Below are 12922 nucleotides of genomic sequence, written 5' to 3'. Positions count from 1 at the left end.
GGTGACGGTGTCCTTCGAATTCGGGTATTACCAATATAGTAGTAGTCCCAAGATTCGATGGGTTGACCTCGGTCATGATTTTTATTTTGACATGTAAGTAATTTTTGGTTTTTTTTTTGTTTGGGCATGCTTTTTTGAATTTTAATCGCACTTTTACCCTTCAACGGGAGCGGGATGTCCTGTGATGGGGGCGATGCCCAAGCCGGGGCGGGGAGGCCGCGCACCACCCCGGGGCTTGGGGTTTGCGGTGAGAGGATTGTATACTGTTCACATATACAGTATTCAGGTGTATCCATCATGCGACTCTTTATCGCCGAGAAACCCAGCCTTGGCCGTGCCATCGCCGATGTCCTCCCCAAACCGCACAAGAAGGGGGAGGGTTTCATCGAGACGGCGCAGGGAGACGTGGTGACCTGGTGCATCGGCCACCTGCTGGAGCAGGCCGAGCCCGATGCCTACGATGCCGCCTACAAGCAGTGGCGCATGGAATCCCTTCCCATTGTCCCGACCCAGTGGCAGCTGGTGGCCAAACCCAAGACCAAGGCCCAGCTGGCCGTCATCAAGGGGCTCATCAAGCAGGCGGACTGCGTGGTCAACGCCGGTGACCCGGACAGGGAAGGGCAACTGCTGGTGGACGAGGTGATCGACTTTCTCGGTTATCCCAAGACCAAACCGGTTCAGCGCTGCCTCATCAGCGATCTCAACCCGCCCGCCGTGCGCCGCGCCCTCGACAAGCTCAGGGACAACAAGGAGTTCGTGCCGCTGGCGGTGTCGGCGCTGGCCCGTAGCCGTGCCGACTGGCTCTATGGCATCAACATGACCCGGGCCTATACCCTGCTTGGCCGCAAGGGGGGTTGCAGCGAACTGCTGTCGGTGGGCCGGGTACAGACCCCCTTGCTCGGTCTGGTGGTGCGCCGGGATCTCGAGATCGAGGCCTTCGTTCCCAAGCCGTTCTACGAGGTGATGGCCCATCTGCTGACCCAGGGCAACGAACGCTTCACCGCCAGGTGGCTGCCATCGGAGGCCTGCCTGCCCTGGCAGGATGAGGAGGGACGGGTGCTCAACCGGGCGCTGGCCGCCAAGGTGGTGGAGCGGATCCAGGGGCAGCCCGCCCGGGTGGAAGCGGTGGAGGAGCAGGCGCGCAAGCAGGCGGCGCCGCTCCCCTACAACCTCTCCAGCCTGCAAATCGATGCGGCCAAGCGCTTTGGCATGGATGCCAAGCGGGTGCTGGATATCTGCCAGAGTCTCTACGAGCGGCACAAGCTCATCACCTATCCCAGATCCGACAGCCGCCATCTGCCGAGCGAGCACTTCAACCGGGCCGGCCAGGTGCGGGAGGCCATCGCCAGCACGGCCCCTGCGCTGGCCAGGGCGGTCGCCGAAGCGGATGGCAGGATTCGCAGCAAGGCGTGGAACGACAGCAAGGTGGATGCCCACCACGCCATCATTCCCACCGAGAAGAGGGGGAGCGAGGGGAGCCTGGGGGCCGACGAGGCGAAGCTGTACGGCCTGATTGCCCGCCAGTATCTGCTGCAGTTCTACCCGCCGTTCGAGTACAACGACAGCAAGGTGTTGCTGCGCATCGCCGGAGGGCTGTTCCAGGCCAAGGCGCGCCGCATCCTCAAGGCGGGCTGGAAGGCGCTGCTCGGGGTGGAAGAGGATGACGAGGAGGAGGCGGGAACCCTGCCTGCCCTGAAAGAGGGAGAGGAGCTGCTGTGCGAGCGGGGGGAGCTGCTGGAGAAGATGACCCAGCCCCCCAAGCCGTTTACCGATGCCACCCTGCTGGCCGCCATGACCGGCATCGCCCGTTATGTGCAGGATCCCGAGATCCGCAAGACCCTGCGGGAGACCGACGGTCTGGGCACCGAGGCGACCCGGGCCGGGATCATCGATCTGCTGTTCAAGCGCCGCTTCCTGGTGCGCCAGGGCAAGAGCATCAAGGCCACCCCGACCGGGCGAGCCCTGGTCCAGGCGCTGCCTGCGACCGCAACGACACCGGACATGACGGCACTGTGGGAGCAGAGTCTGGGGCAGATCGCCGAACGTCACGGCAGCTACCAGCAGTTCATGGGGCCGCTCACCGAGCAGCTCAACGGCCTGATCGAGGGGGCCCGGCAGGATTCCGGCGCCAGCTTCAGCGCGCTGCCCAAGGCGGCGCCCGGTGACAGCAAGCACCGCTTTGTCCGCCGCAAGCGGACTGCGTCCACCGCCGCACGCCCCCGCACGAGCAAGAGTGCTGGCAAGAGTACGGGAAAGAGCTCTGGCAAGGGGACGACCAGGGGCAAGGCGGCCTGAGGCTGGCGCGCGCCGTGATCACATAGAAAAGAAAGAGGGGCCGGAGGCCCCTCTTTGTATGGATGGGATGGCTTACCCCGTGTAGACGCTCTCTTCCGGATAACGGATGCGGGTCTCCACCGGACGGGCCAGCATGATGGCCAGGGTGAGGGGCCCCAGACGGCCACAGATCATCACCAGCACCAGGATCAGCTTGCCCGGCTCGCTCAGTGAGGCGGTGATGCCGGTGGACAGACCCACAGTGGCAAAGGCAGAGATGGTCTCGAACATGATCTTGTCGAAGGGTTGCGACTCCGTGAGCATCAGCAGGAACATCGCCAGCATCAGCACCATGGTACTGACGATGATGATGGCCAGGGAACGGGTCACTATCTGGGGTGACAGGGTGCGGCCGAAGGCGGTGACATGGGGGCGCTTGGTCAGAAACGCCCGGGTCGCCAGCAGGACGACGGCAAAGGTGGTGACCTTGATACCGCCCCCGGTGGAGGTTGCCCCGGCACCGATGAACATCAGCATCATCATGAACAGCAAGGAGGCCGGCACCATCTGGCCGATATCCACCGTGTTGAAGCCCGCCGTGCGCGCGGTGGCCGACTGGAAGAAGGCTGCCAGCCACTGGCTCCCGAAGGAGGCGTTGCCCAGGGTGCCCGGGTTGTTGTGCTCCAGCAGCCAGAACATCAGGGTCCCCAGCAGCAGCAGGGCAGGGGTCATCAGCAGCATCAGCTTGCTGTGCAGTTTCAGCTTGCGCCAGCGGCGGTTGCGCACCAGGTCGACGATGACGGTGAAGCCTACCCCCCCCAGGATCAGCAGGGCCGGTATGGTCAGGCTGATGATGGGGTCATCCCGGTAGTCCATGAGGTTGTTGGCAAACAGCGAGAAGCCGGCGTTGTTGAAAGCTGACACCGCGTGGAAGAAGCTGACGTAGAGGCCGTGGCCCCAGCCCATGTCGGGCACCCAGCGAATGGCCATGATGGCGGTGCCGATCAGCTGGGCAATCAGGGCGAACAGGACGATGCGCTTCACCAGCTGGACGATGTTGACGGATCCCTCCTGGCCCAGTGCCTCCTTGGCCAGCACCTGCTGGCGCAGCCCGACCCGCTTGCTGAACATGGCGATGAGCAGCAGTGTCATGGTCATCTGGCCGAGACCGCCAATCTCCATCAATATCAACAGGATGATCTGCCCCTGCAGGGTGAAGGCGGTGCCGGTATCCACCACCCCGAGGCCGGTCACGCTGATGGCCGACGTGGCGGTGAACAGGGCGTTGATGACGGTGACCTCACCCTTGTGGCTGGAGGGCTGGACCAGAAACAGGGTGCCGACCAGCAGGATGATGAGGAAACTGCCCAGGATGAGTTTGGCCTCGCTCCAGCGGGAGTTGTCTTCCCGGTGCAGGGTGAAGGCGTAGTTGCTGCGCCAGTTGATCATAGGGTGTCGAGCCAGTGATCGATGGCGTGCTTGTTGCCGGCCAGGATCAGGATGTCACCGAGTTGCAGCTCCATCTTGCCGGTCAGGACGTTGTGGAGCACCTCGCCACGCTTGATGGCCAGCAGCTGGAAATCGCTTTGCTGCAGCAGGTGCAAATCTGCCAGGGTGCGGGTGTTTTGCTGCAGGCCGATCACGAACTCGGTCAGCACCATGTCGTGACCCAGCTCCAGGTAGTCGAACAGCCGGTTGTCCAGCATGCTCTGGGCTACCCGGCGGCCCATGTCCCACTCCGGGTTGATCACCTTGTCCGCGCCCACCTTCTGCAAGATCTTGGCGTGGAACTTGTCGCGGGCCTTGACCCAGACCTTCTTCACGCCCGCCTCTTTCAGCACCAGCGTGGTCAGGATGCTGGTCTCCAGGTTGTCGCCGATGGCGACAAAGACGATGTCGAAATTCGCCAGGCCCAGTTCGGCGACCGTGGCCTCGTCGGTGGCATCGGCCACGATGACGTGGTTGCAGAGGGTGGCTATCTGGCGGGTCTTGCTCTCGTCGATGTCGATGGCCAGTACCTCGGCATTCTGGCGCTGCAACTCTTCGCACAAGGCGCTGCCAAACAGGCCCAGGCCGATGACGGCGAATTGATTGTTCATACATGCTTCCTCAGCGGGATGAAGGGGTTACTCTACTCCAGAGCCCTGAGTCCGAAAAGTGTCCGGGTTTTTTGTCCCGGGGGATCTGGGGTAAACTGCGCCCTTGTCCTTGTCGGAACACACAGATGAAACTCACCCCCCACGCCTCCCTGTCGACCCTCAATACTCTGGGCCTGGACGCACACTGCCTCTGGCTGGCCGATGTGACCCGGCCGGATGATCTCGCGCAACTGCGGACCAACCCGGAGTTGGCCACCTTGCCGCGCCTGGTGCTGGGAGGAGGAAGCAACATCCTGTTCTGCGATGACTTTGCCGGTCTGGTGGTCCACAACGGCCTGAAAGGGATCACGCTGCACGAGGAGGCCGAGCACTGGCTGCTGCACGTGGCGGCAGGTGAGAACTGGCACGAGCTGGTATGCCACGCCCTGCAACAGGGCTGGCACGGGCTGGAGAACCTGGCACTCATTCCCGGGACGGTCGGGGCGGCCCCGGTACAGAACATCGGTGCCTACGGGGTCGAGCTGGCCAGCGTCTGTGCCTACGTGGAGGCGTTCAACTGGCAGAGTGGCGAGGTTGAGTGCATCGCGGCGGCCGACTGCCGGTTCGGTTACCGTGACAGCATCTTCAAGCACGACTATCAGGACTCCCACTTCATCACCGCCGTCGGTCTGCGCCTGCCCAAGGCATGGCGCCCGGTCGCCGGTTATGGCCCGCTGGCGGCGCTGGGAGATGCCCCTTCGCCACAGGCCATCTTCGACACCGTCTGTGCCACCCGCATGGCCAAGCTGCCGGATCCGGCGGTGCTGGGCAACGCGGGCAGTTTCTTCAAAAACCCTGTGGTGCCCGCCGCCCTGGCCGAGACCCTGAAACAGCAATACCCGCAGATGCCCTGCTACCCCGCGGCAGAAGGGCAGGCCAAGCTGGCGGCTGGCTGGCTCATCGATCAGTGCGGTCTCAAGGGGTTTGCCATCGGTCGTGCCGCCGTCCATCAGGAGCAGGCGCTGGTGCTGGTCAATCTGGGGGGCGCCAGCGCCATGGAACTCATCGCGCTGGCGGCCCATGTCCGCGACAGCGTAGAGCACCAGTTCGGTGTGGTGCTGGAACATGAAGTGCGCTTCATGGGGCGCAGCGGTGAAACCTGGCTCGACGAGGTACTGGCATGACCCTGACCCCCGTCAGACAGACCCTGATCACCCTGCTCAGCGATGGTCAGTTCCATTCCGGCGAGCAGCTGGGCGAGCGCCTTGGCATCAGCCGGGCGGCGGTGAGCAAGCACATGGCCGCGCTCAAGGATCTGGGGCTGGATCTCTTCAGCCTGACCGGCAAGGGCTATCGGCTGGCGGTGCCCATGGCCCTCTATGACGAGGGGCGGCTGCAGGCAGAGGCACCGATGGCGCCGGTGCACTGCTTCCCTGTCATCGACTCCACCAACCAGTACCTGCTGGAGCGGGTCAACACCCTGAGCTCCGGGGAGAGCTGTCTGGCCGAGTGCCAGACCGCCGGGCGGGGACGTCGTGGCAAACCCTGGGTTTCCCCCTTCGGTTGCCAGCTGATCCTGAGCATGTACTGGCGGCTTGAGCAGGGCATGGCGGCCGCCATGGGACTGAGTCTCGCGGTCGGCGTGGCGGTGGTCGAGGCGCTGGAGTCACTCGGTTATCCCGGGGTGGCGCTCAAGTGGCCGAACGACCTCTATTACCAGGGCCGCAAGCTGGCGGGCATCCTGGTGGAGATGAGCGGCAGTGCGGGTGCCAGCTGCCATCTGGTGATCGGGGTCGGCCTCAATCTGGCGATGCCGAGTCGGGAGGGGGAGAAGATCGATCAGGCCTGGTCCGAGCTGCGCCATATCCAGCCCGAGCTGGTGGATCGCAACGAGCTGGCCGCCTGCGTGCTGCTGCACCTGCAGCAGGCCATGCAGACCTTCGAACAGACGGGACTGGCGAGTTTCGTCGAGAGCTGGAACCGGCTCGACCACTTCGCCGGCCAGCCGGTGAAGCTGCTGATGGGAGAGCAGGTGAGCCGCGGGATTGCCCGGGGGATCGACGAACGCGGAGCCCTGCGTCTGGAGACGGAAGAGGGGCTCAAGTTCTATCTGGGAGGGGAACTCTCCTTGCGGCGGGGGGACTGAGCCCATACGCTCATGACGACTGAATGAAAGAGGGGGCCTGCGGGCCCCCTCTTTCATGTATGCACTGCGACAGTGGTCACTTGCGCAGCTTGATCTGCTCGATGGCGTGCTCGTTGCCCTTGGTGAGGATGAGGTTGGCCCGCTCCCGGGTCGGCAAGATGTTCTCTTGCAGATTCAGGTAGTTGATATCCTGCCAGATGTTGTTGGCGATCTCGGTCGCCTCGCTCTCGGCCAGCTTGGCGTAGTGGTGGAAATAGGAGTCGGGATCCGAGAAGGCGCCGCTGCGGAATTTGAGAAAACGATCGATGTACCAAGTGCGCAGCAGCTCGGCATCGGCATCCACATAGATGGAAAAGTCGACGAAGTCCGACACGAACACGCGATGAGGGTCCTGGGGATAGCCCATGCCGCTTTGCAGCACATTGAGCCCTTCCAGGATCAGGATGTCCGGCTGCTCCACCACCTTCTTCTCGTCGGGCAGGATGTCATAGATGAGGTGGGAGTAGACGGGGGCCTCGACCTTCTCGTGGCCGGCGCGGATATTGGCGACAAACTCCACCAGATGGCGGATGTCATAAGACTCGGGGAACCCCTTGCGACGCATCAGGCCACGGGCTTCCAGCTCCTTGTTGGGAAACAGGAAGCCGTCGGTGGTGACCAGCTCCACCCTGGGGTGCTCCGGCCAGCGCTCCAGCAATGCCTGAAGGATACGGGCCGTGGTGCTCTTTCCCCCCGCCACGCTGCCGGCGATGCTGATGATATAGGTGCCCTTGCCGCGGGACTGACCGAGAAACTGCTCCAGCACCCGGCTGCGGCGCTGCTTGGCCTTGACGTAGAGATTGAGGAGACGGGAGAGGGGCAGATAGATCTCTTCCACTTCCCGCAATGACACCTTCTCGTTGATCCCGCGCAGGGTCTGCAGATCGTGCTCGGTCAGGGTCAGGGGGACCGCATCGCGCAATAACGCCCATTGTTCGCGGGTGAATTGCAAATAGGGGTTATGCTCTGTCGTCATGGTGTCATCACTGTTTCTTGGGCAGGGCGACCATACACCAAGGGATCGGGAGCGACAAGGGACGCGTCCGGTCGGGACGGAGAAGGAGCGTTTTTTTGCCTGGATCCCGGCATAAATGCACATTTTGCAAGGTGCAATGGTTGCATCCCCAAAATCCTTACCATAAAATGCGCGACGCTTGGATGTCTGTCGTCTATTTGCCCAGCAAATGCGACAAAAACAACGGGTGCAAGCAGAATTACCGTTGTGGCATTTATGCAACTGGAGGGGTTCCCGAGCGGCCAAAGGGATCAGACTGTAAATCTGACGGCTCTGCCTTCGAAGGTTCGAATCCTTCTCCCTCCACCATATTTCTCTGCGGTTTGAGTTCTTTGGGTTAGAGAAATGCGGGCATCGTATAATGGCTATTACCTCAGCCTTCCAAGCTGATGATGCGGGTTCGATTCCCGCTGCCCGCTCCAAGATGCTGATATGGCTCAGGTAATTCTGAGAGCCACACCTTAGGGTGAGTTCGGCAATCGAACCAGCCTGTCAGCACCAACCTCTCTACTCCCCTTGATTCAAATCCATCATATAAACTGTTCTGTGGTTAGCTTGCCACCGCGTACTCAGCGTTAGTTTAGAGGGACGATCATGTCTAAAGAAAAATTTGAGCGTAATAAACCGCACGTTAACGTGGGTACCATCGGCCACGTTGACCACGGTAAAACCACCCTGACCGCCGCCATCACCAACGTGCTGGCCAAGCACTTCGGTGGTAAAGCTTTCGCCTTCGACCAGATCGACAAGGCACCGGAAGAGCGTGAGCGTGGTATCACCATCAACACCTCCCACGTAGAATACGACACTGCAACCCGCCACTACGCCCACGTAGATTGCCCGGGTCACGCCGACTACGTTAAAAACATGATCACCGGTGCTGCCCAGATGGACGGCGCAATCCTGGTAGTAGCAGCGACTGACGGCCCGATGCCGCAGACTCGTGAGCACATCCTGCTGGGTCGTCAGGTAGGCGTTCCGTACATCATCGTGTTCATGAACAAGTGCGACATGGTAGATGACGAAGAGCTGCTGGAACTGGTCGAGATGGAAGTTCGCGAACTGCTGTCCGAGTACGACTTCCCGGGTGATGACCTGCCGGTAGTCCGTGGTTCCGCACTGAAAGCGCTGGAAGGCGAAGCTCAGTGGGAAGAGAAGATCCTGGAACTGGCTGGCCACCTGGACACCTACATTCCGGAGCCGGAGCGTGCCATCGACCAGCCGTTCCTGATGCCTATCGAAGACGTCTTCTCCATCGCAGGCCGTGGTACCGTAGTAACCGGTCGTGTAGAGCGCGGTATCGTCAAGGTTGGTGAAGAAGTGGAAATCGTTGGTATCAAAGATACCACCAAGACCACCTGTACCGGCGTTGAAATGTTCCGCAAACTGCTGGACGAAGGTCGTGCAGGTGAGAACGTTGGCGCCCTGCTGCGTGGCGTGAAGCGTGAAGACGTAGAGCGTGGTCAGGTACTGGCCAAGCCGGGCACCATCAAGCCGCACACCAAGTTCGAATCCGAAGTGTACGTGCTGTCCAAAGAAGAAGGTGGTCGTCACACCCCGTTCTTCAAGGGCTACCGTCCGCAGTTCTACTTCCGTACTACCGACGTGACCGGTACCATCGAACTGCCGGAAGGCGTAGAGATGGTAATGCCGGGCGACAACATCAAGATGGTTGTTACCCTGATTGCGCCGATCGCGATGGACGACGGCCTGCGTTTCGCCATCCGTGAAGGTGGCCGTACCGTAGGTGCTGGTGTTGTAGCCAAAGTTATCGCTTAATCTTGGCTTACATAAATAAAGCAAAGCCCCTATAATAGGGGCTTTCTTATGCAGGGGCGTAGTTCGAATTGGTAGAACAGCGGTCTCCAAAACCGATGGTTGCGGGTTCGAGTCCTGCCGCCCCTGCCATATACCTCGTCTCGTACGGGGCTTTTGTGTCTTTGGTTACGTCAGATACAGGTGGGTTGTATGAGTGTTAGTTCTGAGGGTCAGGGCGGAAGCAAGGATACCCTGCTTTGGGGCCTGGTTTTCATCATCCTAGCGGCCGCTGTAGTGGGCAATTACCTGCTGAGCGACGTTATTGCTGCCGTCCGCGCCCTGGGTGTGGTCGTTGTCATCGCTGCTGCCGGTGCAGTGGCCCTGCAAACCACCAAGGGCAAGGCAACACTGGCGTTTGCCCGTGAGTCTCGCCTGGAAGTCCGCAAGGTCGTATGGCCGACCCGTCAGGAAGCCATTCAGACAACCCTGATTGTGCTGGCGGTGACTGCCGTGATGGGGCTGCTGCTGTTCGTGTTGGACGGCGCCTTGGTCTGGTTGGTCAACCTGATTACCGGTGTGTAAGGATAAGCCATGACTGAACAACGTGAACAGCGTATGAGATGGTATGTCGTGCAGGCATTTTCCGGATACGAAGGCCGTGTTGCCAAATCCCTGCGTGAACATATCAAGATGCATGGCATGGAAGAGCTGTTTGGTGAAGTGCTGGTCCCGACCGAAGAAGTGGTCGAGATGCGTGCTGGCCAGAAGCGCAAGAGTGAGCGCAAATTTTTCCCGGGATACGTCCTGGTCCAGATGGTGATGGATGAAACCACATGGCACTTGGTACGCAATGTACCACGTGTAATGGGTTTCATCGGCGGTACCTCCGATCGCCCTGCTCCTATCTCCGATAAGGAAGCGGATGCCATCCTCAATCGTCTGCAAGATGCCCACGACAAGCCGCGTCCGAAAACCCTGTTTGAACCGGGTGAGATGGTCCGGGTTGCCGATGGTCCGTTCGCCGACTTCAACGGTACCGTTGAAGAGGTGGACTACGAAAAGAGCCGCGTGAAGGTCTCCGTACTGATCTTCGGCCGCTCAACGCCGGTAGAACTGGATTTTGGTCAGGTCGAAAAAGGCTGATTAATCTCTGTACGTTTAACGGTTGTCAGGGGCAGCGATTATCTCTATAATTCGCTGCCCCTTTATTTGTTGGGGAGCCGTTTGCAGGAGCATGTCTCCGAGGCGTTAGAACCCATTTTTGAGGTATTTTTGTAATGGCTAAGAAAGTCACAGCTTATATCAAGCTGCAAGTTAAGGCTGGCAGTGCTAACCCCAGCCCTCCCGTTGGTCCTGCTCTGGGTCAGCACGGTGTGAACATCATGGAATTCTGTAAGGCATTCAACGCCCGTACAGAAAAGCTGGAAAAAGGTTCTCCGACTCCGGTCGTGATCACCGTTTACAGCGACCGTTCCTTCACCTTCGAAACCAAGACTCCGCCCGCTTCCTTCCTGCTGAAGAAAGCCGCTGGTATCCAGTCTGGTTCCGCCAAGCCGAACAAAGACAAGGTTGGTAAGGTGACTGTGGCTCAGCTGCAAGAAATCGCCAAGACCAAAGAGCCGGATATGACTGGTGCCGATCTGGATGCAAAAGTACGTTGCATCGCCGGTTCCGCTCGTTCCATGGGCCTGGTAGTGGAGGAGTAAGACAATGGCTAAACTGTCCAAGCGTATGCGCGTTATTCGCGAAAAAGTTGACGGTACCAAAGAGTACTCCATCAACGAAGCCATTGCCCTGCTGAAAGAACTGGCTACCGCCAAGTTCGTTGAAAGCGTTGACGTTGCCGTTAACCTGGGTATCGATGCTCGTAAATCCGACCAGAACGTACGTGGTGCAACTGTACTGCCGCACGGTACTGGTCGTGACATCCGTGTCGCCGTGTTCACTCAGGGTGCCAATGCCGAAGCCGCCAAGGCTGCCGGTGCTGAACTGGTTGGTATGGACGACCTGGCCGAGCTGGTCAAGAAAGGCGAGATGAACTTCGACGTCGTCATCGCATCCCCGGATGCCATGCGTGTTGTTGGTCAACTGGGTCAAATCCTGGGCCCGCGCGGTCTGATGCCGAACCCGAAAGTGGGTACCGTCACTCCGAACGTAGCCGAAGCCGTCAAGAACGCCAAGGCTGGTCAGGTTCGTTACCGTAACGACAAGAACGGTATCATTCATACCACTCTGGGCAAGGTCTCTTTCAACGAAGTTCAGCTGAAAGAAAACCTGGAAGCGCTGCTGGTTGCCTTGAAGAAGGCCAAGCCGTCCTCCGCCAAGGGTGTATTCATCAAGAAAGTCAGCATCTCCACCACCATGGGTGCCGGTGTTGCCGTAGACCAAGCTTCCCTGGAAGCTCAGGCCTAATTGATGGATTTTACAAGGCGCAAAATTTAATCTATAATTTTGCGCCTTGATTGGTTGGGGGTTTCGACCTCCGTCCAAGACCGCAGGAGGCCGCAAAGCCTTAATTATTCCTGCGTAGACGGTGCCGGAAACCCAGCGAGAAAGATTCTTTCTCTTCTGGAATCCTGCTACCGCATCGTTCCCCTCTGTTGTAAAGGTAGGGGGGATGTGTCAGTACTGGGTCAACAGACCCGGATTCAATCCAGGAGTTAAGCCAATGGCATTGGGACTCGAAGACAAAAAGGCAATTGTTGCTGAAGTCAACGAAGCTGCCAAAGGCGCTCTTTCTGCAGTTGTAGCCGATTCTCGCGGCGTCACTGTAGAGAAGATGACCGTCCTGCGTAAGACCGCTCGTGAAGCTGGTGTGTACATGCGCGTTGTGCGTAACACCCTGCTGCGTCGCGCGGTAGAAGGTACCGAATACGAGTGCCTGAACGACGCATTTACCGGTCCTACCTTGATTGCTTTCTCTAACGAACACCCGGGCGCTGCCGCTCGTCTGTTCAAAGAGTTTGCCAAAGCGAACCAAAAGTTCGAAATCAAGGCTGGCGCTTTTAACGGTGAGTTTATCGCCGCAGCACAAATTGATCGTCTGGCCACGCTGCCGACTTACGAAGAAGCAATTGCGAAGTTGATGGCTACCATGAAGGAAGCCTCTGCTGGCAAGCTGGTTCGTACTATCGCTGCTGTTCGCGACCAGAAACAAGCTGCTGCTTGATTCTCGCCTATCTAGGCTGTTTGAGTTTATTCAACATCAGGAATTTTTGTCATGTCTATCACTAAAGACCAAATCATCGAAGCCGTTGCTTCCATGTCCGTAATGGAAGTTGTTGAGCTGATCGAAGCTATGGAAGAGAAGTTCGGTGTTTCTGCCGCTGCTGCCGTCATGGCCGGCCCGGCTGCTGCTGAAGCAGTAGAAGAGAAGACCGAGTTCGACGTAGTTCTGACTGCTGCTGGCGCCAACAAAGTTGCCGTCATCAAGGCCGTTCGTGGCGCTACCGGTCTGGGCCTGAAAGAAGCCAAGGACCTGGTAGAAGCTGCTCCGACCAATCTGAAAGAAGCCGTGTCCAAGGACGAAGCTGAAGCTCTGAAGAAAGAGCTGGAAGCTGCCGGTGCTTCTGTTGAGATCAAATAATCTGCATTTATGTAGATTAGCCTGAT

13 protein-coding genes and 3 tRNA genes are annotated in these 12922 nt (G+C 59.3%); 13 read left to right on the top strand and 3 right to left on the bottom strand.

Annotation, left to right across the window (positions count from 1 at the left end; translation table 11 throughout):
- Positions 1-297 precede the first annotated feature (297 nt).
- Positions 298-2295 (top strand): DNA topoisomerase III, encoded by a 1998-nt coding sequence (locus I6L48_RS02475; RefSeq protein ID WP_113069128.1) that lies wholly within the window; start codon positions 298-300, stop codon positions 2293-2295.
- A gap of 72 nt (positions 2296-2367) precedes the next feature.
- Here the strand turns inward: I6L48_RS02475 and I6L48_RS02470 are convergent, their stop codons facing one another.
- Together I6L48_RS02470 and I6L48_RS02465 are read right to left on the bottom strand one after the other, a co-directional pair.
- Positions 2368-3723, bottom strand: coding sequence for a TrkH family potassium uptake protein (locus I6L48_RS02470; RefSeq protein WP_010675966.1), 1356 nt, complete (start codon positions 3721-3723; stop codon positions 2368-2370).
- Positions 3720-4373 carry a TrkA family potassium uptake protein gene (locus I6L48_RS02465; RefSeq protein ID WP_041211920.1) on the bottom strand — a complete coding sequence of 218 codons (654 nt, stop codon included), beginning with the start codon at positions 4371-4373 and terminating at the stop codon, positions 3720-3722. The genes I6L48_RS02470 and I6L48_RS02465 overlap by 4 nt, the downstream gene beginning before the upstream one ends.
- 125 nt (positions 4374-4498) lie before the next feature.
- On the opposite strand from I6L48_RS02465, the gene murB reads away from it, so the two are divergent.
- Positions 4499-5536 (top strand): UDP-N-acetylmuramate dehydrogenase, encoded by a 1038-nt coding sequence (gene murB, locus I6L48_RS02460; RefSeq protein WP_113069126.1) that lies wholly within the window; start codon positions 4499-4501, stop codon positions 5534-5536.
- Complete coding sequence (birA, locus tag I6L48_RS02455) at positions 5533-6498, top strand: bifunctional biotin--[acetyl-CoA-carboxylase] ligase/biotin operon repressor BirA (RefSeq protein WP_113069124.1); 966 nt, start codon at positions 5533-5535, stop codon at positions 6496-6498. Before murB ends, birA begins: the two co-directional genes overlap by 4 nt.
- A gap of 76 nt (positions 6499-6574) precedes the next feature.
- Here birA and coaA read toward each other — a convergent pair whose 3' ends face one another.
- A complete protein-coding gene (gene coaA / locus I6L48_RS02450) occupies positions 6575-7513 on the bottom strand; it encodes a type I pantothenate kinase (protein ID WP_216987746.1) in 939 nt (312 codons plus the stop codon).
- 263 nt (positions 7514-7776) lie between these two features.
- Between coaA and I6L48_RS02445 the strand changes: the two genes are divergently transcribed.
- The 10 genes from I6L48_RS02445 (at position 7777) to rplL (ending at position 12896) form a co-directional block, all read left to right on the top strand.
- Positions 7777-7861: transfer RNA gene (locus tag I6L48_RS02445), tRNA-Tyr, on the top strand.
- A 38-nt stretch (positions 7862-7899) separates the two neighbouring features.
- Positions 7900-7974 (top strand) — tRNA-Gly (locus I6L48_RS02440).
- A 172-nt stretch (positions 7975-8146) separates the two neighbouring features.
- The gene (gene tuf, locus I6L48_RS02435; RefSeq protein WP_005306325.1) at positions 8147-9331 is read left to right on the top strand and encodes an elongation factor Tu; all 1185 of its coding nucleotides are present in this window, start codon (positions 8147-8149) and stop codon (positions 9329-9331) included.
- 52 nt (positions 9332-9383) lie between these two features.
- Positions 9384-9460, top strand: a tRNA-Trp gene (locus I6L48_RS02430).
- Between the two features lie 60 nt (positions 9461-9520).
- Positions 9521-9892, top strand: coding sequence for a preprotein translocase subunit SecE (secE, locus tag I6L48_RS02425; RefSeq protein WP_010675960.1), 372 nt, complete (start codon positions 9521-9523; stop codon positions 9890-9892).
- 9 nt (positions 9893-9901) lie between these two features.
- Entirely contained in the window at positions 9902-10453 is a 552-nt protein-coding gene (nusG, locus tag I6L48_RS02420; RefSeq protein ID WP_010675959.1) for a transcription termination/antitermination protein NusG, read from the top strand.
- 134 nt (positions 10454-10587) lie between these two features.
- Positions 10588-11016 carry a 50S ribosomal protein L11 gene (gene rplK / locus I6L48_RS02415; RefSeq protein WP_005306313.1) on the top strand — a complete coding sequence of 143 codons (429 nt, stop codon included), beginning with the start codon at positions 10588-10590 and terminating at the stop codon, positions 11014-11016.
- Between the two features lie 4 nt (positions 11017-11020).
- Positions 11021-11722: a 50S ribosomal protein L1 gene (gene rplA, locus I6L48_RS02410; protein ID WP_010675958.1), complete on the top strand. Its 702-nt coding sequence runs from the start codon at positions 11021-11023 to the stop codon at positions 11720-11722.
- 256 nt (positions 11723-11978) lie between these two features.
- Positions 11979-12479 carry a 50S ribosomal protein L10 gene (gene rplJ / locus I6L48_RS02405; RefSeq protein WP_042016252.1) on the top strand — a complete coding sequence of 167 codons (501 nt, stop codon included), beginning with the start codon at positions 11979-11981 and terminating at the stop codon, positions 12477-12479.
- Between the two features lie 51 nt (positions 12480-12530).
- On the top strand, positions 12531-12896 hold the full coding sequence (gene rplL / locus I6L48_RS02400; protein WP_010675957.1) for a 50S ribosomal protein L7/L12: 366 nt from the start codon (positions 12531-12533) through the stop codon (positions 12894-12896).
- Positions 12897-12922 lie beyond the last annotated feature (26 nt).

This window comes from Aeromonas sp. FDAARGOS 1418, from assembly GCF_019048585.1.
Classification (GTDB): Bacteria; Pseudomonadota; Gammaproteobacteria; order Enterobacterales; family Aeromonadaceae; genus Aeromonas; species Aeromonas caviae.
The sequence above is the reverse complement of the archived record's forward strand: the minus strand, read 5'-3'. Positions and strand labels throughout refer to the sequence as shown.